The organism is Paraburkholderia sp. 40 (assembly GCF_050434105.1).
Lineage (GTDB): Bacteria > Pseudomonadota > Gammaproteobacteria > Burkholderiales > Burkholderiaceae > Paraburkholderia > Paraburkholderia tuberum.
The window spans coordinates 840,351-860,309 of sequence record NZ_JBNPVY010000004.1; the positions used below are offsets into that span (position 1 = coordinate 840,351).

Sequence of the window (19,959 nt, forward strand, 5' to 3'; positions counted from 1 at the left end):
TCGCGAGATGCCGGTTCGCCGGGACGCGGCGATCCGCGAGCAAAGGCTGTTGGAACCGAATCATTCGGAGCGGGGCGCATAGGCATTTTGGTCCGGCCGCTCTGCGGGCCACGCGACGAGATGCGTGCCTTGCCCGAGTCGTCAGGCGACGGTCGCCGATCGCTCCGCTGCACCGCCTCGTCGATAGAGCACAAGCGTCGCAACGAGGCCACATACGGCCGCGAAACTCAACCAATAACCGGGCGCCGCCTTGTCGCCGGTCACTTGAATAAGATAGGTCGACACGGCGGGAGTAAATCCGCCAAAGACGGCCGTTGCAAGGCTGAAAGCGAGCGAGAAACCAGCGACGCGCACGTTGACCGGCATGACTTCAGTCAGAGCCGCGACCATCGCGCCGTTATACATCCCGAAAAAGAACGACAACCACAGCAGCACCGCGAGCATGCGGCCAAAGCTTGGCGCAGCCGCCAACCAGGAAAGAGCCGGGTATGACGAGCAGATGGCAAGCAGTGTGATCGCGATCAGGATCGGCCGGCGCCCAATACGATCCGACAACGCACCGCCGATCGGTAGCCAGATAAAGTTGGATATGCCCACACAGATAGTGACCAGCAGGCTGTCCGCAGTCGTGAGCTTCAGCACCGTCTTGCCGAAAGTCGGGGTGTACACGGTGATCAGGTAGAACGTGGTGGTGGTCATCGCGACGAGCAGCATGCCTGCAAAGACGGTGCGCCAGTTTGCCAGCATCGTTCGAAACACCTCGCCGACGCGCGGATGATGGCGCTGCTTCTTGAACTCCTCCGTCTCCTGCAATGAGCGCCGCAGGAAGAAAATGAACGGCACGATCGCACAGCCAATGAAGAACGGAATACGCCAGCCCCACGCGCCAATCTGATTCGCCGTCATCCAGCTGTTAAGGAAATAGCCGAGCGCCGCTGCGACCACGATGGCGACCTGCTGGCTCGCCGATTGCCAGCTCGTATAAAAGCCTTTGCGGCCTGGCGACGCCATTTCCGCAAGGTACACCGAGACGCCGCCGAGCTCGGCGCCGGCCGAAAAGCCCTGCAGAAGTCGTCCCGCCAGCACCAGTGCAGGCGCGAGCATGCCGATCGTCGTATACCCCGGCACGCATGCAATCAGGATCGTGCCGCTCGCCATGATCGACAACGTCACGATGAGCCCCTTACGGCGGCCGACTTCGTCGATGTACGCCCCAAGCACGATGGCGCCGAGCGGTCGCATCAGGAACCCCGCCCCAAAGACGGAAAACGTCAACATCAGCGATGCGAACTCGCTACTGGACGGGAAGAACACCCTGGCAATCTGGGCGGCATAAAAGCCGAATAGAAAAAAGTCGAACTGTTCCAGAAAGTTGCCGCTGGTGACGCGCAGGACTGCGCTGAACTTTGACGTGCGAGCGCCAACCGGATCTTTCGCCGCTAACGATGAGGCGTTCATGATTTGTCTCCATGGATGTATTTTTATTGCTAACGGCCGGTCGACAGCGTTCGACCGGTTTGCGGTCAGTCGGACCCGGTTTGCAGGGTATTGACTTGTCGCTTTTCGATCGACGACTTCAGGAGCGCAGCCGACCGATAGACTCCGTGGGCAAACTTGCCGTACGGCAGCGTGGCGAAGAGCGCCATGACTACGCCCAGGTGTGCCGCGAGCAACCATGCCATTTGAGCGGTGTCGCGCCAGGCCAGAAGCGCGAGCCCGGTTGCACTGGTGAGCAGGAGCAGCGCAATGAAGCCTCTATCCATCGGTTTCTGCTTCGGATCGCCGTGATTCGGGTGGCGGCGCAGGTTGAGCCACAGCAGCCCCGCCGGCCCAATAAGCAGGCCAATCCCGCCCGTAGTGCCGAGAAGCACAGGTAGGGAGAACAACGCGTAGGGAGCGTGCAGTCCCAGCGCGTAGTGATAGAAGGTCGCGACGACGGTGGCCGCGAAGCACAGCATGAAGCCGTAGAACGTGAAATGGTGAAAGCGGCGACGTGCGAGTGTGAACGCGTCGCTCGATTCATTGCAGCCGTCTCCGTGCCCGCCGTCGAGGTAAGTGAGTCCAAGCACATGCTTCGTCGCCTCGGCGACGGCGGGAACCGAGGCCGCCGTCCCGGCGGACACATCACGCCAGAATCGCGTCACGCCGGCTCCGAGTGCAAGGCTCGCAAAGCCGAATACCGCTCCAAAAAGCGCAGCCAGCAGGTTGTGCGGGAACACAGCATAGAAGTTTCCGCCCATGCGCTCGCCGGTGAGTGACCCTTTCAGCCAGACGCCGAGAACGAGGAAAAACGCGAGACCGGCTGCAAGCGCGAGCGAGACGGTCAGGCCGTTACGCTTGTAAAGCGCGCCCATAAAGGACGGCCATGCGTATTCGGCGTAGGTCTCTATCCGAACCTGAGCCATCGCCTTCGGTACGTTGACCGCGAACTCATGCGGCGGGGCGTACTGGCACGCGTGGTAGCACGCTCCGCAGTTGTGGCAAAGGTTGGCGAGATAGTTGACGTCGGCCTTGCCGAACTCGAGTCGGCGCGTCATGGCCGGAAAGACTGCACAGAATCCTTCGCAATAGCGGCAGGCATTGCATATCTGCATCTGTCTTGCGACTTCAGCTTCGTTGTCGGTCAACGGACGAACGCGAATGACCGGAGACGGCAGCTCGCTCATGGAGCGATGGATACCGGAGGGAGCCGACGCGAGTTCCTGAGCCTCGCGAGCCAGTGCTTCAAGCTTGTGCACGGTGAACTCCATTGTGTTGGGTAGCGGCCTCTGCCGCTTCAGCGCCCGCAATGCGTCCAAAGGCGGTGCCGATTGACATGCCGACGCCCGCCGTATAACCCTTGCCGAGCACATTGCCGGCCATCATTTCGCCTGCTACGAAAAGGTTGTCGCTTGGGCGTCCGCCGAAATGCACCTGGGCCTTGTCGTTGACCTTGAGCCCGAGGTACGTGAACGTGATGCCGGGTCGCAATGCATAGCCATAGAAGGGTGGCGTATCGATCGGACGCGCCCAGTGAGTTTTGGGTGGCAGCAGGTTTTCGGTGTGACAGTCATCGAGCGCAGTATGGTCAAACGTTCCGATCCTGCACGCGGCGTTGTACGCGTCGATCGTCTTGACGAAGGTTGACTCGGGCAGCTTCAGTTTTCGGGCGAGTTCCGGAAGTGTGTCGGATCTTTCACCCGGGAAGACTGGTGGCATGAATCGGCCGACGGCCTTGGCATCGATAATCGAGTAGCCGATCTGGTCGGGCTGCTGCGCCACAAGGCGGCCCCAGATCGCGTACCGCTTTGGCCAGAAGTCTTCGCCCTCGTCATAGAAGCGCTTCGCGTCGCGGTTGAGGACTACGCCGAGCGATACACAATCGATCCTGGTGCAGATTCCACCGTCATACAAAGGCGCGCGTGCGTCGATTGCCACACAATGCGATTGCGAGGGGTCGCCGATTGCATCCGCGCCCGCATCGATCATGAATTTCAGCAATACGCCCTTGTTGAAGCGGGTCCCGCGAATCAGGAAGTTGTCGGCGGGCCACTCGCCGCGTTCATTCTGGCCCCACGCCTCTCGCAACCATTCGCGATTGGATTCGAAGCCGCCGGCCGCCAGCACGCATGCGCGTGCTTCAAAACGTTGTTTGCCGCTTCTCGCAGCGACGAACCGGTCGCCATCGAGCTCGATGGCGTCTATCGGGGTGTCGTAGCGAATCCGGACGCCATACGCTTCAGCGCTGCGATAATACGCATTAACCAGCGCCTTGCCGCCGCCCATGAAAAACGCGTTGGTCCGGGCCACATGCAGCGCGCCTGACAGGGGTGGCTGGAACCGCACGCCGTGCTTCTGCATCCACGGCCTGCAACTGGACGACGCACGGATCACGAGACGCGCCAGATGCTCGTTCGTCAGGCCGCCAGTGACCTTGAGCAGGTCCTGCCAGAATTCTTCTTCGGGATAGGCGTCGACCAGCACATCCTGGGGCGCATCGTGCATGCAGCGCAGATTTCGTGTGTGCTGGGAGTTTCCGCCACGCCATTCCCTGGGTGCCGATTCGAGAAGCAGCACGGAGGCGCCGGCTTCGCGGGCCATGAGGGCGGCGCATAGCGCCGCATTGCCGCCGCCTATGATGAGAACGTCGATCATCTCAGTTGTCTCCTTTGAGACGAACTGTAGGAGGCGACGACATCCGCCGCCATCAGCAAAGCGGCAAGGGGGCTTCAGTTTTCGTGAAGGGTCCTCTAGCGCAGAGTCGCGCCTGGCCAGCGGCCTTCGGCTACGACCGCCCGGGCGACATCGGCAAGCACGACCCGCGCAGCGAGCCCGGCGGGCGACAATTCGTCATCGGAGACGCTGACGATCAGGTTCGGTCTTCTCGCGTCGGCATCCGCGATCTGGACGCTCGCTAAAGCCGCGTTTTCCGGGCGCGCCAGCGCCGCGCCTGGCTGGATCGTTGCCCCAAGCCCGCCGCGCACCGCGTCCATCAGCATGGCAAGGCCATCGACTTCGGCGACGATACGCGGCTCGTACCTTGCGCGTTTGAATGAGGCGGCCAACAGCGCGCGCAGGCCGTGTGATCCGCTCGGCAGAATGAGCGGCAGCTCGCCCAGCTTCGCGATGTGTACTTGTGAGCCGGCAGGCATGCCGTGAAGCGTGCTGGTGCCGATGACGAACAGCCGTTCGTCAAGCAACGGTATGACGCTCCAACGTTGGGCCGGCTCCTCGTGGAACAGGATCGCGAGATCGATCTGCCGCGCGCCAAGCATGGAAGCAAGATACCCCGACAAACTCTCGACCATGCGCAGCCGGACGTCGGGGTAGCGTTCGCGCATCGCCTGCATGAAGGCCAATCCCAGTACGCCCGTGGTGCTCGGTGCCAGGCCCACGCTCACATGGCCCGAAAGACGGGCCTGCCGGGCGGCAAGCGCTGCATCGTCAACATGACGCAATGCAAGCTGCGCTTGCCGCCAGAACGCGAGCCCAGCGTCGGTTGGCACAACGCCGCTAGACGTGCGCTGCAGCAGTCGGGTCGATAGCTCGCTCTCCAGCCGGCTGATCTGCTGGCTCAGCGCGGACGTGACCACGCCGAGTTCGAGCGCCGCGCGGCCCATGCTTCCGTGCTCCACGACGCTGACGAAATATCGTAACTGTCGCAATTCCATGCGTTTCTCCGGAGCCTTTGCATGGGCTGCATTCTCGCAGAGCAACGGAAAAGGGCAAACGAAACGCGCCCGCAACGTGACTCTTTGATTCGTCGGGAAGCCGATAAGCTCGGGATCTGAATCGGTCCTGGCGTCGCGCTTCTGCCTGTCCTCTTCAATAGGTAGAACGGTTCGGACCGAGATCGCTCGATCCGCAGGCGGGTTGTCAGGCGGCTATGGAGCGCGCCATCAAGACGACCCCCAGAGGGGAGTCTGGTCGATGTGCACTCGTTCCGCAGCGCGGCGGAAGTTGAGTTCTTCGGCAACGGCGACGAAGTAGCGAAGGTGTCGTAACTCGATCATCGTAAATTCCTCGGCTGACAGCAGAAGCGGAAAGGCAGCACTCCAAGGAAGCAAGTCGGGCGAAGTGATGAGGCGGGACGGAGACGGCAAGGATCATGGTCCATTCCTCCCGTTTTCCGCCCCTGATCACTGATTGCTTCTATGCCTTGTTCCCCTCGTGCGGCGCGCCGCGCTCTCATCGAGGATGAGGCAGACTGGTTGCGCGCTTGCGCATCGAGATTTCGACGGACCTTGTCGCACTGAGGAGCATCTCCGCGACCTGATTGGTGCGACGCTGATTCAGTCGCTGGGTCAGGGCCGCAACGCTCAATGCGCCGACTGCCTGACCTATCGAGTCGCGAAAGGCGACACCGACAGCCCGCACGCCGAGACTGACGCGGTTCTGAATCACGGCCGCGCCGATCTCGCGTGATCGCGCGCAGGCTTCGGCCAGATCTTCTGCGGACAGCTTGCCGAAAGCGGACAGACCGGGCGCCACCCTGGCGATGATCTCGGCGCGCTCCTCGTCGCCGATGGCCGAGAGGATGGCGAGTCCGCCCGCGCCCACGCCGAGCGGGCGTCGGCTGCCGACCTCCAGCACCAGGGCGCGGATCGGAAATTCGCCCTCGCGCCGGTGCATGCACACCGCATCGAAGCCGCTGCGCACGACCAGGTAGATCGTGTCGCCGGTCTCCTGGGCCAGCAGGTTCATTGCCGGTTCGCACAGGTCACGGATGTCATGCATCGTCGAGCCGGCCACGCCCAGCTCGAAGGCCAGCGGCCCCAGCTTGTAGCGCCGCGTCTCGCTGTTGTGGATCACCAGCCGCTCGGCCGCGAGCTGGCCCAGCAGGCGATGCACCGAGGGATGCGGCAGCTGCGATTTCGCCGCCAGTTCCGACAGTGCGAGTCCGCGGTTGCCCGCCGTCGCCAGCAGTTTCAGCAGCACGACTCCCCGCTTGAGTGAGCCTGCATCGGAGCTTGTTTTCATGTTCGATTAGTGGACAAAGCGCTGGTTTGTGTCCGGCCATTAGATAACAATTCGTCGCGTGGTGCTCTGGAATGTTCCGTTAATTGGACATCCATCACAGGGCGCTCCAGGCACCGAGTGAACCGGGCCCAACCAGAAGGAGACAGGATGAATTCTCGAAACATGCGTCGCTGGACCACCGTGGCGCTGAGCGCTGCCTGCCTGTGGGGTGCCTTCGGCGCCGCGCAGGCGCAGAACGGCAAGGTGCGCATTGCTGTGGTCACGCCGCTGACCGGTCCGCTGTCCGTGGTCAACGGCCCGGGCCAGAACGCGGCGCGGCTGATGGCCGAGGCGATCAACAATGGCACGCTGCCGGCGCCCTACAACACCTCGAAGGGCCTGGGCGGCAAGGATGTCGAGCTGATCTTCCTGGACGAGAACGGCGGCAATGCGAAGCAGGTCGCCGAGTTCCGCGGCCTGGTGGAGAAGCAGGGCGCCGACGTGGTGATGGGCTTCGGGTCCGCCGCCACCTGCCTGGCCATCGCGCCGGTGGCCGAAGAGCTCAAGGTACTGACGGTGATGTCCACCTGCGCCACCCCGCGGATCTTCGAAGACGCGAAGTACGAGTACGTTTTCCGCACCGCCGGCACTACCGCGATGGACAGCGTGGCGCTGGCCCTGTATGCGCAGGCGAAACTGCCGGCCGCCAGGACCGTCGGCCACATCAATCCCAACTCTGCGCTGGGGCAGGATTCGTGGCGCGACTTCAGTGCGGCGCTCAGGGCCGTGAAGCCCAATGTGCAGGTGGTCGCCGAGCAGTGGCCGACACCTGGGGCAGGGCAGTACTCGGCCGAGATCTCGGCGCTCGCGACCAGCCGCCCCGACATTCTGCACACCTCGATGGCCGGCGCCGACCTCGAGGCCTTCTTCACGCAGATGCGCCCGCGCGGTCTGCAGGAGCAGTCGAAGATCTTCGCGCCGCTGCTGGAGCTGTCGATGTACCGCATGGGCGCGCAGATTCCCGACGGCGTGATCTTCACCGCGCGCGGGACCAACGGCCTGTTCGCGCCCGCATCGCCGCTGAACGACTGGTTCGTGTCCAGCTATCGGGCGGCCTACAAGGATGCGCCGGTCTACACCGCCTACCAGTACGCGAACACGCTCTTCGCCTTGAAGGCTGCCTACGACGCCGCGACGAAGGCGGGCGCGACGGGCACGCCGGAACTCGTCAAGGCGCTCAAGGGCCGCAGCATCGAGACGCCCAGCGGCACGATCCGCCTCGCGCTAGGCAACGGCCACCAGGCGATCCAGGACATGGCGGTGGGCGAGGTCTACTTCGATGCGGCGAAGAAGAGCGTCTCGGTGCGCAACGTGATGCGCTTTCCCGCCGAGTGCGTGAACCCGCCCGAAGGCGCCAGGAGCGAGGCGTGGCTCAAGGGCGGAATGCCTGGGCGCAAGTGCGACGGCATCGTCGCGGCGAAGTGAGGGACGCCCCGCATGTCCACCCTTGTCACCATCCTGATCGACGGCCTGATCTACGCGTCCTGGCTGTTCCTGGTCGCCGCCGGGCTGACGTTGATCTTCGGCGTCATGAAGGTCCTCAACATCGCGCACGGCAACCTGTACGCCATCGGCGCCTACGTCGCGGCCACGGCCATGGGCTACTGGTTCGCGGACCGGCCGCCTTCCTTCATGGCCTTCGCCATCCAGCTCGGGGCCGCCGTGCTTGCGGGGGTGGTGGTGGGGCTGATCCTAGACCGCGGCGTGCTGCGGCGGCTGCGCGGGCGGGACGAAGTCTCTCTGGCGCTGGCTACCTACGCGCTGCTGCTCATGCTCGACGACGTCATCCAGTTCATCTGGGGCACGGCCGCGCGGTCGGCGAGCGTGCCCTACGGGCTGCTCGGCAGTTCGGAGATCAACGGCCTGCGGTTCAACAACTACGAGTTCGTGCTGCTGGCAGCCGCGATCGTGGTCGGCCTGTCGCTGTGGTGGCTGCTGCAGCGCACGCGCACCGGCCGTTGCCTCACCGCGATCATCCGCGACCCGGAGATGTCGGCGGCGATGGGCATCGGCGTCGAGCGCCTGTACCTGGGCACCTTCGTGCTCGGCGCGGTGCTGGCCGCGCTGGGTGGCGCGTTGACGACGCCCATGATCCAGGTCGCACCCGGCCTCGGCGCCGAGGTCATCGTGGTGACCTTCGCCGTCGTCGTGATCGGCGGCATGGGGAGCATTCCCGGCGCTGCCATCGGCGCGCTGGTCGTGGGCCTGGCACGGGCTTCGACGATCCATCTGTTTCCCTTTGCCGAGGTCTTCATCGTCTATGCGGTGATGGCGCTGGTGCTGGCCGTACGGCCCGAAGGGCTCTTTCCGCAATCCGCCCTGAGGAAGATATGAGCGGTTCCCAACGTTCCGACGCAGGCCTTCTGGCGCTGCTGGTCCTTTTCGTCGCAGGTGCCATCTTCATGCCGAGCTGGCTGATGAGCCTCGCGGCCGTCGCCCTGGCCAGGAGCCTGGTGGCCTTCGGTCTGCTGCTGTTGCTGCGCGCCGGGCTCGTGCCCTTCGGTAACGCACTCTACTACTGCATGGGCGGCTACGTCGCCGGCCTGGGCACGTTGTGGCTCGGCGTGCGCGACACGCTGGCGCTGCTGCTGCTCGCCGGCGTCGTGGCCGGGTTCACCGCCTTCGTGGTCGGCTTTCTCATGCGCCGATACCGCGGCATCTTCTTCGCCATGCTCTCGATGGCGCTGTCGATGATCCTCTACGGCGTGCTGCTCAAGTCACAGAGCCTGGGCTCGACCGACGGCTTCTCGGTGGCGCGGGCCTCATTCTTCACGATGCAGACCGCGGGCCTCGACGCGATCCGCTCGGTCTACCTGCTCACGGCGGTGCTGGCTTTGTTGACGGCCTGGGGCATCTCCCGCTATCTGCAGACTGCGATGGGCCATGTCGGGCCGGCGATCCGCCACAACGAGGTCCGCGTGGAGTATCTGGGCTACTCGGCGCGCCGGTTGATCCACATCGAGTACACGGCGTCGGGCGTGTTCGCCGGCTGCGCGGGTGCGCTGGTCGCCATCCTCGTGGGGCAGGTCGATCCGGGCATGGGCTTCTGGATGACTTCGGGCGAGTTCGTGTTCATCGCGATCCTGGCGGGCGCCGGCGGCGTCTGGGGTTCGCTGGCCGCAGCCTTCGTGCTGGAGGCCATCCATGCGATGGCGTTCGAGTACGCGCCGCAGTACTGGAAGTTCGTGCTCGGCGCCACGCTGCTGCTGCTGATCGTGCGCTTCCCGAGCGGCCTGTCCAGCATCCTGCCGGGCACGCGAAAGGTCCCGGCATGAGCGCGGCACCTTTGCTCGAGACCCGCGCGCTCACGGTGCGCTTCGGTGCGGTGATCGCGGTGAACGCGGTCAGCGTGCGCATCTCGCACGGCGAGGTCGTCGGCCTGATCGGCACCAATGGCGCCGGCAAGACCACCTTCCTCAACATGGTGACCGGCTACCTGCGGCCCACCAGCGGTGAGCTCCTGCTCGAAGGCCGGGACGTCGTGGGCTGCAGTCCGCGCCAGATGGTCGACCGCGGCATGGCGCGTTCCTTTCAGGTGCCGCAGCTCTTCGTGGGGATGAGCGTGCGCGAACACATCCTGCTGTCGCTCGCCCTCGCGGCGCAGCGCGAGCAGGGGCTGCTGAAGCCGTTGCACTCCGACGCGAACGGCGCCGCCGCAGACCAGGTGCTGGCTCGTTTCGGCCTGCAGTCCATTGGCGAGCGCCCGGTCAGCCTGGTGCCGCAGGGACAGCGCAAGCTCATCGACATCGCGATGGCGCTGACGCTACGGCCCAAGCTTCTGCTGCTCGACGAGCCCACCAGCGGCGTGTCGTCGGCGGAAAAGCTGCCTCTGATGGAGGTGGTCTTCGACGCGATCCGCGCCGATGGTGTGACTGTGCTCTTCGTGGAGCACGACATGGACATCGTTCGGCGCTATGTCACCCGCATCATGGCGTTCCGTGACGGTTTCATGATCGCCGACGGCGAGCCCGAAGCCGTGATGCGCGACGCCGTGGTCTCCAAGGCCGTTCTTCGCGCAAAGGCAGGTGTCGCATGATCGAAACACGAGCGCTTTGCGTCGCCTTCGGCCCGATCTCCGTGCTCGAGCAGGTCGATGTGCGCGCGGCGTCCGGCACCGTGCTAGGCGTGGTGGGCCACAACGGCGCCGGCAAGACCACGCTGATGCGCGCCATCGTCGGGGCCTTGCCCGCGCGATCGGGGCAGGTGCGGATCGACGGCCAGGACGTGACGACCTGGACGCCGCAGAAGCGCGTCGCGCTGGGCCTGGGCTACATGCCCGAGGACCGACGCCTGATCCCCGAGCTCAGCGTGCGCGCCAACATCGTGCTGCCGCTCGAGGTGGCGCGAATCGATGTGGCCGAGCGCGGCCGGCGCGTGAGCCGCGTGCTCGACATGATCCCCGAGCTCGCGCCGCTGATCGACCGGCGCGGCAACCAGCTTTCGGGCGGCCAGCAGAAGCTCGCCGCACTGGCGCGCGCCATCTGTCAGGGCCAGCGCCTGCTGCTGCTCGACGAACCCTTCGAAGGCGTGGCCCCCGCGCTGGTCGAGCGCCTGGCAGCGGTGCTGCGCGCGCTGCGCCAGCAGGGGCCAACGATTCTCGTCACCGACTCCGAAGGCGCCAATCTTCAGGGGCTGTGCGACCTGCGCCAGACCATCGAACGCGGGCGCGTGCGCCCCGACGAGATTTCCAACCATTCCAACTCAGAGATATTCCTGTGAACACGTCGCAAGACTATGAATACATCGTCGTCGGTGGCGGCTCGGCCGGTTGCGTGATGGCCAATCGGCTGTCGGCCGATCCGGCCCTGCGCGTGCTGCTGATCGAAGCCGGCGCCAAGGACGACAGCATCTTCATCCGTATGCCCGCGGGCTTCAGCCGGGTCTTCGGCACGCACCGCATGTGGGACTACAAGTCCGAGCCGCAGGCGGGCCTGGGCGGTCGGCACACCTACGTGCCGCAGGGGCGCACGCTGGGCGGCAGCGGATCGATGAACGGGATGATCTACATCCGCGGCGACCGGCAGGACTACGACGACTGGCGCGACGGCGGCTGCGAAGACTGGGGCTACGACGACGTGCTGCCCTGGTTCCGCAAGTCCGAAGGCAATGCACGCCTGTCGGATGCGCTGCACGGCGCCGCCGGCCCGCTCAAGGTGATCGACACGCCATACAGGCATCCGCTGAATGCCGCCTTCGTGCGTGCTGCGCAGGAAGCCGGTTTGCCCTTCAATCACGACTTCAACGGCCCCACGCAACTGGGCGCGGGCTTCTACCAGATCACCGCCTTCGAAGGCGAGCGCGGCAACACCTCGCGCTTCTACTTGCGGCCCGCGATGTCGCGCCCCAACCTCGAGGTGCGCACCGACCTCACAGCCGCGCGCGTGCTGTTCGAGGGCCGGCGTGCGGTGGGCCTGGAGTGCGTCGAGAGCAAGGGTTCGCATGCGAAGGTCCGCTTCAGCGTGCGGCGCGAGGTGGTGCTCTGCGCGGGCGGCCTGGGCAGCGCCAAGGTGCTGCTGCAGTCGGGTGTCGGCCCGGGCGCGCAACTGCAGTCGCTGGGCATCCCGGTCGTCAAGGACCTGGCGGGGGTCGGGCGCAACTATCAGGACCATCTGGAGGTGCCGGTCTACGGGCAGACCCGTGAACCGATCAGCCTCTTCGGTCACGATAAGGGCCTGTCGGCGCTGCGGCATGGTGCGCAGTGGCTGCTCTTCAAGACGGGCCTGATGACCTCGAACGTGGTGGAGTCGGGCGGCTTCTTCGACCTGGATGGCGATGGGCGTGCCGACGTCCAGTTCCATGTTCTGCCGGTGCTGGTGGGCGACGTGGAGCGCGATCCGCCCATGGTCCATGGCCTGACGCTAAACCCCTGCCTGCTGGCGCCCAAGTCGCGTGGCGAACTGCGCCTGCGCAGTGCCGACCCGCTCGCGCTGCCATGGCTCGACGCCGGCGCCCTGGCCGACGAGGACGATGTGCGCGTGCTGCGCGAGGGCGTGCGCCTGGCGCGAAAGATCCTGGCCGCACCGTCGCTCGCGGCTCTGGTCAGCCGGGAGATCGAGCCGCTGCCGGAGTTCGCCGGCGATGCCGACGCGACCATTGATGCGCGCGTGCGCCACTACGCGAAGACGGTCTACCACCCGGGCGGCACCTGCAAGATGGGCATCGACCCGCAGGCCGTGGTCGACACCCGGCTGCGTGTGCACGGCATACAGGGCCTGCGCGTGGCGGACGTGTCCATCATGCCGGCGATTCCACGCGGCAACACCAACGCGGGCACGATCATGATCGCCGAGCGTGCTGCCGACTTCATCCTTACCGGGAAAGCCTGACTATGTTCGAGAACGATCTGTCGCTGGTTTCCAGCGCAACACGGCAAGCGCTCGACGCGGCACCTCGCGTCTTCATCGACGGCGAATGGCACGCCACCGAAAACAGCCTCGACGTCATCGACCCGAGCAGCGGACAGCTTATCGCCCGCCTGGCCGCGGGTAACGCGACATCGATCGACGCCGCGGTCGATGCGGCGCGGCGCGCCTTCGAGCACGGTCCCTGGCCGCAGTTGCACGCGGCGCAGCGTGAGGCATTGCTGCGACGGCTGGCCGACCTGGTCGAGCGCGACCGACGGGTGCTAGCCGAACTCGAAGTGCTCGACGTCGGCATGCCGTTGTGGATGGCGGGCGAACTCAACGTGGGCGGCGCCATCGACGTGCTGCGCTACATGGCGGGGCTCGCTGGGCATGCGACGGGGCGCACGGTGCAGGTCGGCGTGCCCATTCCCGGCTCGGCCTTCTTCGGCTACACGCAGAAAGAACCATTGGGCGTCGTGGGCGCGATCATTCCCTGGAACGTGCCGCTCATGATGTCGGTCTGGAAGCTCGCGCCGGCGCTGGCCGCCGGTTGCACCGTCGTGCTCAAGCCTTCGGAGGAAGCCTCGATGAGCGTGCTGCATCTCGCAGGACTGGTCCGCGAGGCCGGTTTTCCGGCCGGCGTGGTCAACGTGGTCACAGGCACGGGGGCTTCTGTCGGTGCGGCGCTCGCCGCGCATCCGGGCATCGACAAGATCACCTTCACCGGTTCGACCTCGACGGGCAAGCAGGTGGCCCTGGCCGCGGCGCGCAACGTCACTAAAGCCACGCTCGAACTCGGCGGCAAGTCGCCGCAGATCCTGTTTGCCGACGCCGATCTCGACACCGCCATTCCCGGCATCGCGGGCAGCATCTTCCTCAACTCGGGCCAGGTTTGCGTGGCGGGTTCGCGCCTCTATGTGCAGCGCCGCCTCTACGGCGAGGCCGTGTCGCGGCTGGCGCGTCATGCAGATGCGATGCGCATGGGCGCCGGCCTTGCGCAGGGCACCGAGCTGGGGCCGCTGGTCAATGCGCGCCAGCAGCAGCATGTGCTGCGCCATCTCGATGACGCGCAGCGTGCCGGCGCCGAGCTGCTGACCGCGGCGCCCCGCGTGGAGGCCCGCGGCTTCTATGTGCGGCCCACCGTCGTGGCGGCGGCCGACCAGCAGGCGGCCATCGTGCAGGAAGAACTCTTCGGCCCGGTGATCACCGTCACGCCCTTCGACGAGGTCGACGAGGCGGTGCAGATGGCCAACGACACGCCCTACGGCCTGTCGGCCTGCCTGTGGACGCGCGACCTCTCGACCATGCATTCGGTGGTGCCGCGCATCCGGTCCGGCAAGGTGGCGGTCAACACCGAACCCATGCCCTGGCCCGGGCTGCCAGAAGGCGGGCGCAAGGCCTCGGGCCATGGCCGAGACCTGGGCGAAGAGTCCTTCGAGTCCTTCCTTGAAATCAAATCGGTGCTGGTCCGCTATGCGTGAAGCCAGCCATCCGCGTTCCGCATACCATCCTATGACGTCTTCCTCTCTCGATCCGAACAAGCCGCTGGCCGGCAAGGTGGCCCTGGTCACCGGCGGCAGCAGCGGCATCGGCGCCGCCTGCGTGCGCCTGTTGGCTGCAGAAGGAGCCACGGTGGTGATCGGCTTCCATCACGGCGAAGACCGGGCCCAGGCGCTGCGCGCCGAGCTGGCCGGCGACGGCCACCAGACCCTGCACATGCCGCTGACGGACGCGGCCGCGCACGCCGACATGGCGCGTCGGCTCGCGGCGGACTTCGGCCGCGTCGACGTGCTGGTCAATTCGGCCGGCTTCACCCAGCGCATCGCGCACACCGACCTGCAGACGCTGGACATGGCGCTCTTCAACGAAATCCTGCATGCCAACGTCGGCGGCCCTTTCTCCATCATCCGCGCCTTGATGCCTTTGCTGCGCGCGGCGGGTGATGCCACGGTCGTGAACGTCTCGTCGGTGTCGGCCTTCACGGGGCTGGGCAGCAACATCGCCTACTGCGCGGCCAAGGGTGGACTCGACACGATGACGGTGTCGCTCGCACGCGCCTTCGGGCCCGGCGTGCGCTTTCTGAGCGTCTCGCCCGCGGCAGTCGATACCGGCTTCGTCCAGGGCCGCCATCGCGACGAGCTCGAGAAGAAGGCGGCGCTCACGCCGCTGGGACGCGTGGTCTCGCCCGAAGACGTGGCGCTGTCGGTGCTGGCCTGCGTGACCCACCTGCGCACCGCCACCGGCACGCGCATCGTGATCGACGGAGGGCACAGCCTGTGAGCACGCTCGAGATCAACGCCACGCACGACCCGAACCTGTGCAGCTGGGTCGAGACGGCGAACTCCGCGGGCGCAGACTTCCCGATCCAGAATCTGCCGCTGGCGGTGTTCCGTCGGCTGCCCGGCGAGGCGCTGCGCTGCGGTATCGGCATCGGCGACCGCATCCTCGAGGTCGGGGCCTGCCTCGAACTGTTCGCGGGCCGGGCGCACGCGGCCGCATCGGCATGCCGCGCGCCGACGTTGAACGACCTGATGGCGCTGGGCCTCGGTGCCGCCTCGGCTCTGCGTGCGCGCGCGTCGCAGCTGCTAGCCGCAGGCGCCGAGCGGCAGCGCGAGACCGTGGCCAACGCGCTGCATGCCATCGATGCGGTCGAGCTGGCGTTGCCGGTCAGGATCGGGGGCTTCACCGATTTCTTCGCCTCGGTCCATCACGCGACCAACGCGGGCCGTCTGTTCCGGCCCGACATGCCGCTGCTTCCGAACTACAAGCATGTGCCCATCGCCTACAACGGCCGCGCCAACAGCGTGCGCGTGAGCGGGGCGAAGGTACAGCGGCCGCACGGCCAGTTGAAGGGCCCCGCTGACGAGGTGCCGCGTTTCGCACCGGCGCAGCGGCTCGACCACGAGGTCGAACTCGGCGCTTACATCGGTACGGCGTCGACCGCCGGCGCACCGGTGGCGGTCGACGAGGCATGGCGGCACATCTTCGGCTTCTCGCTGCTCAACGACTGGTCGGCGCGCGACATCCAGGCCTGGGAGTACCAGCCGCTCGGCCCCTTCCTGGCCAAGAGCTTCGCCACCACCGTCGCGCCTTGGGTCGTGACCGCGGAAGCACTGGCCCCGTTTCGCGCGCCTGCGGCGAGGCGGCCCGCAGGCGATCCAGCCCCGTTGCCGTACCTCTGCGGCGAAGACGATGCGCACCGCGGCGGCCTGCGCATCGCGCTCGATGCGTATCTGCAAAGCAGCCGGATGGCCGAACAGGGCCTGCCGCCGATCCGCCTGTCGCGCTCGGGCTCCGAGCTGCTCTATTGGACTTTCGCGCAGATGGTCGCGCACCACACGAGCAACGGCTGCGCGCTCGACACCGGTGATCTGCTGGGGTCCGGCACGGTCTCGGGGGCCGACGCCGATGCGCTTGGTAGCCTGCTGGAGATCACGGCGGGCGGCTCGCAGCCACTGACGCTGCCGACCGGCGAGCAGCGCACCTTTCTGGCCGATGGGGACGAACTCGCGCTTACCGGCCGCTGCGAAGCGCCAGGCCGCATCGGGATCGGCTTCGGTCGCTGCGCCGCGCGGCTCGTTGCCCCGACTTCTTGAACTGGCACCGGAGACACACGAAATGCTCGTCGAACAACGCACTTACATTACCCATCCCGGCAAGTGGCGGGACTACCTGGCCCTGTACGAGGCCGAGGGCCTCGCGATCCAGCGCCGCATCCTCGGGCGCATGGTCGGCTACTACCGCAGCGAATCGGGTGCGCTTAACCAGATCGTCCACATGTGGGCCTACGAGGACATGAACGAGCGCGCCGAGCGGCGCGAGGCGCTCATGGCCGATGCCGACTGGCGCGCATACGTGGTCAGGATGCTGCCGCTGCTGCAGAGCCAGGAGTCCCAGATCCTGCTGCCGGCGCCTTTCTTTAAGCCCTTGTGGCAACCGTGATCGTCGCGACGAAGTGACAGGAGAAACCATGCCATCGACCCCCGTCATCGAAGACACCGAGCGTTACCAGGGCGGCTTCGGCAACCAGTTCGAGAGCGAAGCCCGACCGGGCGCCTTGCCGATCGGACGCAACTCGCCGCAGCAGGCGCCGCTGGGCCTCTATGCCGAGCTGCTATCCGGCACGGCCTTCACCGCGCCGCGCGACCACAACCTGCGCACCTGGATGTACCGCATGCATCCCAGTGCGATGCACGAGCCGTTTCGACGCATCGACGACGGCCGCTGGCACACCGGCCCGTTCGACGAGGTCGAGACGCCCGCCAACCGCCTGCGCTGGAACCCCTGGCCGATGCCCACCGAGGGATGCGACTTCATCGACGGCATCGTGACCATCGCGGGCAATGGCGATGCGCATGCGCAGACCGGCGTGGCCACGCATGTCTACTGCGCCAACCGGTCGATGCACCGGCGCTACTTCATGAATTCGGATGGCGAACTGCTGCTCGTGCCGCAGGCCGGCGTGTTGAAGCTTCACACCGAGCTCGGCCGCCTGAATCTGAGCCCGGGCGAGATCGCGCTGATTCCGCGCGGCATGCGTTTTCGCGTGGAGCTGCTCGAAGCCGAGGCACGCGGCTACGTCTGCGAGAACTACGGCACGCCGTTCCGGCTGCCCGAGCTCGGACCGATCGGCTCCAACGGCCTGGCGAATGCGCGCGACTTCCTGGCGCCCGTGGCCGGCTTCGAGGAGGAGACGGGCCCGGTGCGCATCGTCAACAAGTTCCTCGGGCATCTGTGGGAGGGCGGGCAGGGCCATTCGCCGCTGGACGTGGTCGCATGGCACGGCAACCTCACGCCCTGCAAGTACGACCTGGCGCGGTTCATGGCGATCGGGACGATCAGCTTCGATCACCCGGACCCTTCGATCTATACGGTGCTCACGTCGAACACCGACACGCCCGGTGTGGCCAACTGTGACTTCGTGATCTTCCCGCCGCGCTGGCTGGTAGCCGAGGAAACGTTCCGTCCGCCCTGGTTCCACCGGAACGTGATGAGCGAACTGATGGGCCTGGTGCGCGGCGTGTACGACGCCAAGGCCGAGGGCTTCGTGCCCGGCGGCATCAGCCTGCACAACTGCATGCTGCCGCACGGCCCGGACGCGGCGACCTTCGACAAGGCCAGCACCGCCGACCTCAAGCCGCACCGCGTGGACAACACGCTGGCCTTCATGTTCGAGAGCCGTCATGTGTTCCGACCGACGCCCCGGGCCCTGAAGACCGACAACCTCCAGCCAGACTACGACACGGTGTGGGATGGCTTTCGCAGCGGACTGGTGAACCAAGGAGATCGAGCATGAGCGGCATCGACAGACGAACCCTTCCACAGTCGATCGTCAACCTGCTCAACGACGGCGTGCGCGCCGCGGCAAAAGACTCGGCCTTCCTCGCGACCATGACCAACCTCGGAAGCGAGGCGTCGCCTTCCTCGCCTCACCAAGATGAGGACCACGGTGGAGCGCGAGATCGAGCACTGGCGCGGCGTGGTCGCGCAGGCCGGCAGCCCGCAGCAATGAGCCCAGGGACGCACGCCTCATGACGCATCCACCCATCGACGTCGTCGGCCTCTGCGGCAGCCTGCGTTCGGCCTCGATCAACCGGATGGCCTTGACGCTCGCATCGGAGTCCATGCCGCCGGGCATGACGCTCAATGTGGTCGACTGGCGTGCCATTCCGCCCTTTGACGCCGACAGCATGGCGCGCGGCATGCCGGCCGAGGTGCTCGCGCTGCGCGAACGGCTGCGCAAGGCCGATGCGCTGGTGATCGCGACGCCGGAGTACAACTTCTCGATCCCCGGCATGTTGAAGAACGCGCTCGACTGGATCTCGCGCGGCGACGATCAACCCTTGCGGCGCAAGCCTGTCGCGATCCTGTCTGCCGCGCCGGGGCCGGTGGGTGGCGCGCGCGTTCAGTACGAACTGCGCAAGGTGCTGCTCTTCATGGACGCGATGGTGCTGGCCAAGCCCGAGGTATTCATCGCCCATGCCGTGGGCAAGTTCGACACAGAAGGCCGCTGCGTGGACGAGGCGACCCGTTCCTTCGTGCAAGGCCAGATGTCGGCGCTCGCGGTTTGGACGGCCGAAGTTCGGGCCATGTCGGGCTGATACGGCACAGGGGAGGGCGACTGATACCGGCGAGGCGAGATCAGGCGGAGGGGGCCGTTCGGGCCGCCGCTTGAGCGGCGAGTTGCGACGGTTGCGCTTCATCTCTATGAGGGGTATTAGCCTTTTTCGCGCAAAAATATAGTGCTTTTATTTAGGAATACTAGATTTTTCAATGGCTTGCGAGATCTCAGCGTGGCGTGTCGGACGCAAAACTGAAAGCCTCACTGGACAGGACGCTCCGGGAGCGACCGCAGGACTACTACCCCCTGTGGGGGGCGCACTGCTGTCGCTGGGCTTTAGCTTTGCGACGGTGTTTTCCTTTCTTGCCGTGCCCGCAGTTGTCGCGGCAATCGCTATCGTGGAAACGTGAGTTGGCTTGAAAGAGCCGTGTGGCCATCGTTCGTGCGGACAGCAAGAGGAATGACATTCTTTAAATGAGCTTTATGAGGAGAGGGGACATGGGAGCAATTTCAGCATGAGCGGCAACGAACTCGGCAAGGGAATGAAGACGAATGCGTCGGAGATGCCGAACCGCAAGGCCATCATTCGCGCCGGAGTGGCCGGCGGGTTGGCCGGAGCATTGATCATTTGGATTTTCGAGGCCCCTGTTTGGGTAGGCGCGCAGCACTTGATGTCGCTCGCTGGCATTCCACGCAATGCAACGGTCTTGGTGTTCGGCAAGGAGGTGCAAGAGTCGATCGGCATATGGGCGTAACTTCGTTGGAACAGCAATTCACTTCTTCTTCGCGCTTGGCTGGGGCGTCTTGTTTGCCGCGATTTGGCCTTACTTTAGCCGACGCGGGTACGAGGCGACGTTGGTGGCATTGTTTTACGCCATCTTCGCGTGGATCGTGATGCATGCGGCGATCATGATCGCCTCCAACAATCACCCGAATTATTTGATCCGGTCGTGATCATTGATGGGTTCATGTCTCACTTCCGCTTCACGGTGCCGCTTGCGCTGATTGTCAAGCGCATGCTGGCCCTGCACCCAGCCAGCTGAATTCAAAGACTCT

At 65.6% G+C, this 19,959-nt stretch carries 18 protein-coding genes and 2 pseudogenes; 14 read left to right on the forward strand and 6 right to left on the reverse strand.

Annotated elements, in window-relative coordinates:
- Positions 1-141 precede the first annotated feature (141 nt).
- The 6 genes and pseudogenes from OKW28_RS25590 to OKW28_RS25615 all read right to left on the reverse strand — a co-directional run bounded on the left by OKW28_RS25590 (position 142) and on the right by OKW28_RS25615 (position 6,459).
- The gene (locus OKW28_RS25590; RefSeq protein WP_429454452.1) at positions 142-1,458 is read right to left on the reverse strand and encodes an MFS transporter; all 1,317 of its coding nucleotides are present in this window, start codon (positions 1,456-1,458) and stop codon (positions 142-144) included.
- 65 nt (positions 1,459-1,523) lie between these two features.
- Positions 1,524-2,738, reverse strand: coding sequence for a tricarballylate utilization 4Fe-4S protein TcuB (gene tcuB, locus OKW28_RS25595; protein ID WP_429454454.1), 1,215 nt, complete (start codon positions 2,736-2,738; stop codon positions 1,524-1,526).
- Entirely contained in the window at positions 2,725-4,134 is a 1,410-nt protein-coding gene (tcuA, locus tag OKW28_RS25600; RefSeq protein WP_429449904.1) for an FAD-dependent tricarballylate dehydrogenase TcuA, read from the reverse strand. Before tcuA ends, tcuB begins: the two co-directional genes overlap by 14 nt.
- A 95-nt stretch (positions 4,135-4,229) precedes the next feature.
- A complete protein-coding gene (locus tag OKW28_RS25605) occupies positions 4,230-5,150 on the reverse strand; it encodes a LysR family transcriptional regulator (RefSeq protein WP_133664551.1) in 921 nt (306 codons plus the stop codon).
- Positions 5,151-5,393: 243 nt separating this feature from the next.
- Positions 5,394-5,489 (reverse strand): annotated as a pseudogene (locus tag OKW28_RS25610) (LysR family transcriptional regulator); the annotation flags it as partial.
- Positions 5,490-5,667: 178 nt separating this feature from the next.
- Positions 5,668-6,459, reverse strand: a complete 792-nt coding sequence (locus tag OKW28_RS25615; RefSeq protein WP_429449906.1) for an IclR family transcriptional regulator — start codon at positions 6,457-6,459, stop codon at positions 5,668-5,670.
- Positions 6,460-6,606: 147 nt separating this feature from the next.
- On the opposite strand from OKW28_RS25615, the gene OKW28_RS25620 reads away from it, so the two are divergent.
- The 14 genes and pseudogenes from OKW28_RS25620 (at position 6,607) to OKW28_RS25685 (ending at position 19,946) form a co-directional block, all read left to right on the forward strand.
- Positions 6,607-7,923, forward strand: a complete 1,317-nt coding sequence (locus OKW28_RS25620) for an ABC transporter substrate-binding protein (protein ID WP_429449908.1) — start codon at positions 6,607-6,609, stop codon at positions 7,921-7,923.
- A gap of 12 nt (positions 7,924-7,935) precedes the next feature.
- A complete protein-coding gene (locus OKW28_RS25625) occupies positions 7,936-8,832 on the forward strand; it encodes a branched-chain amino acid ABC transporter permease (protein ID WP_429449910.1) in 897 nt (298 codons plus the stop codon).
- The gene (locus OKW28_RS25630) at positions 8,829-9,773 is read left to right on the forward strand and encodes a branched-chain amino acid ABC transporter permease (RefSeq protein WP_429449913.1); all 945 of its coding nucleotides are present in this window, start codon (positions 8,829-8,831) and stop codon (positions 9,771-9,773) included. Before OKW28_RS25625 ends, OKW28_RS25630 begins: the two co-directional genes overlap by 4 nt.
- The gene (locus OKW28_RS25635; RefSeq protein ID WP_429449915.1) at positions 9,770-10,534 is read left to right on the forward strand and encodes an ABC transporter ATP-binding protein; all 765 of its coding nucleotides are present in this window, start codon (positions 9,770-9,772) and stop codon (positions 10,532-10,534) included. The genes OKW28_RS25630 and OKW28_RS25635 overlap by 4 nt, the downstream gene beginning before the upstream one ends.
- Complete coding sequence (locus OKW28_RS25640) at positions 10,531-11,217, forward strand: ABC transporter ATP-binding protein (protein ID WP_429449918.1); 687 nt, start codon at positions 10,531-10,533, stop codon at positions 11,215-11,217. Before OKW28_RS25635 ends, OKW28_RS25640 begins: the two co-directional genes overlap by 4 nt.
- Complete coding sequence (locus OKW28_RS25645; RefSeq protein WP_429449920.1) at positions 11,214-12,824, forward strand: GMC family oxidoreductase; 1,611 nt, start codon at positions 11,214-11,216, stop codon at positions 12,822-12,824. The genes OKW28_RS25640 and OKW28_RS25645 overlap by 4 nt, the downstream gene beginning before the upstream one ends.
- Positions 12,825-12,826: 2 nt before the next feature.
- Complete coding sequence (locus OKW28_RS25650) at positions 12,827-14,323, forward strand: aldehyde dehydrogenase family protein (protein WP_429449922.1); 1,497 nt, start codon at positions 12,827-12,829, stop codon at positions 14,321-14,323.
- Positions 14,324-14,354: 31 nt separating this feature from the next.
- Complete coding sequence (locus OKW28_RS25655; protein ID WP_429449924.1) at positions 14,355-15,122, forward strand: SDR family NAD(P)-dependent oxidoreductase; 768 nt, start codon at positions 14,355-14,357, stop codon at positions 15,120-15,122.
- Positions 15,119-16,438: a fumarylacetoacetase gene (fahA, locus tag OKW28_RS25660; RefSeq protein ID WP_429449926.1), complete on the forward strand. Its 1,320-nt coding sequence runs from the start codon at positions 15,119-15,121 to the stop codon at positions 16,436-16,438. Before OKW28_RS25655 ends, fahA begins: the two co-directional genes overlap by 4 nt.
- A 22-nt stretch (positions 16,439-16,460) precedes the next feature.
- The gene (locus OKW28_RS25665) at positions 16,461-16,784 is read left to right on the forward strand and encodes an NIPSNAP family protein (protein ID WP_429449927.1); all 324 of its coding nucleotides are present in this window, start codon (positions 16,461-16,463) and stop codon (positions 16,782-16,784) included.
- Between the two features lie 28 nt (positions 16,785-16,812).
- Positions 16,813-18,138: a homogentisate 1,2-dioxygenase gene (gene hmgA, locus OKW28_RS25670; protein WP_429449929.1), complete on the forward strand. Its 1,326-nt coding sequence runs from the start codon at positions 16,813-16,815 to the stop codon at positions 18,136-18,138.
- Positions 18,135-18,377 (forward strand): hypothetical protein, encoded by a 243-nt coding sequence (locus tag OKW28_RS25675; protein ID WP_429449931.1) that lies wholly within the window; start codon positions 18,135-18,137, stop codon positions 18,375-18,377. Before hmgA ends, OKW28_RS25675 begins: the two co-directional genes overlap by 4 nt.
- Positions 18,374-18,943, forward strand: a complete 570-nt coding sequence (locus OKW28_RS25680; RefSeq protein WP_429449932.1) for an NADPH-dependent FMN reductase — start codon at positions 18,374-18,376, stop codon at positions 18,941-18,943. The genes OKW28_RS25675 and OKW28_RS25680 overlap by 4 nt, the downstream gene beginning before the upstream one ends.
- A gap of 502 nt (positions 18,944-19,445) precedes the next feature.
- Positions 19,446-19,946, forward strand: a pseudogene (locus tag OKW28_RS25685) (hypothetical protein).
- Positions 19,947-19,959 lie beyond the last annotated feature (13 nt).

Bases quoted from the DNA above. Each gene is read 5' to 3' on its own strand.
- OKW28_RS25675 (WP_429449931.1), top strand. From the start codon at position 18,135: ATGAGCGGCATCGACAGACGAACCCTTCCACAGTCGATCGTCAACCTG.
- OKW28_RS25640 (WP_429449918.1), top strand. From the start codon at position 10,531: ATGATCGAAACACGAGCGCTTTGCGTCGCCTTCGGCCCGATCTCCGTG.
- OKW28_RS25630 (WP_429449913.1), top strand. From the start codon at position 8,829: ATGAGCGGTTCCCAACGTTCCGACGCAGGCCTTCTGGCGCTGCTGGTC.
- tcuA (WP_429449904.1), bottom strand. From the start codon at position 4,134: ATGATCGACGTTCTCATCATAGGCGGCGGCAATGCGGCGCTATGCGCC.
- OKW28_RS25665 (WP_429449927.1), top strand. From the start codon at position 16,461: ATGCTCGTCGAACAACGCACTTACATTACCCATCCCGGCAAGTGGCGG.
- OKW28_RS25650 (WP_429449922.1), top strand. From the start codon at position 12,827: ATGTTCGAGAACGATCTGTCGCTGGTTTCCAGCGCAACACGGCAAGCG.
- OKW28_RS25605 (WP_133664551.1), bottom strand. From the start codon at position 5,150: ATGGAATTGCGACAGTTACGATATTTCGTCAGCGTCGTGGAGCACGGA.
- OKW28_RS25680 (WP_429449932.1), top strand. From the start codon at position 18,374: ATGACGCATCCACCCATCGACGTCGTCGGCCTCTGCGGCAGCCTGCGT.
- OKW28_RS25590 (WP_429454452.1), bottom strand. From the start codon at position 1,458: ATGAACGCCTCATCGTTAGCGGCGAAAGATCCGGTTGGCGCTCGCACG.
- OKW28_RS25625 (WP_429449910.1), top strand. From the start codon at position 7,936: ATGTCCACCCTTGTCACCATCCTGATCGACGGCCTGATCTACGCGTCC.
- OKW28_RS25620 (WP_429449908.1), top strand. From the start codon at position 6,607: ATGAATTCTCGAAACATGCGTCGCTGGACCACCGTGGCGCTGAGCGCT.
- OKW28_RS25655 (WP_429449924.1), top strand. From the start codon at position 14,355: ATGACGTCTTCCTCTCTCGATCCGAACAAGCCGCTGGCCGGCAAGGTG.
- OKW28_RS25615 (WP_429449906.1), bottom strand. From the start codon at position 6,459: ATGAAAACAAGCTCCGATGCAGGCTCACTCAAGCGGGGAGTCGTGCTG.
- hmgA (WP_429449929.1), top strand. From the start codon at position 16,813: ATGCCATCGACCCCCGTCATCGAAGACACCGAGCGTTACCAGGGCGGC.
- OKW28_RS25635 (WP_429449915.1), top strand. From the start codon at position 9,770: ATGAGCGCGGCACCTTTGCTCGAGACCCGCGCGCTCACGGTGCGCTTC.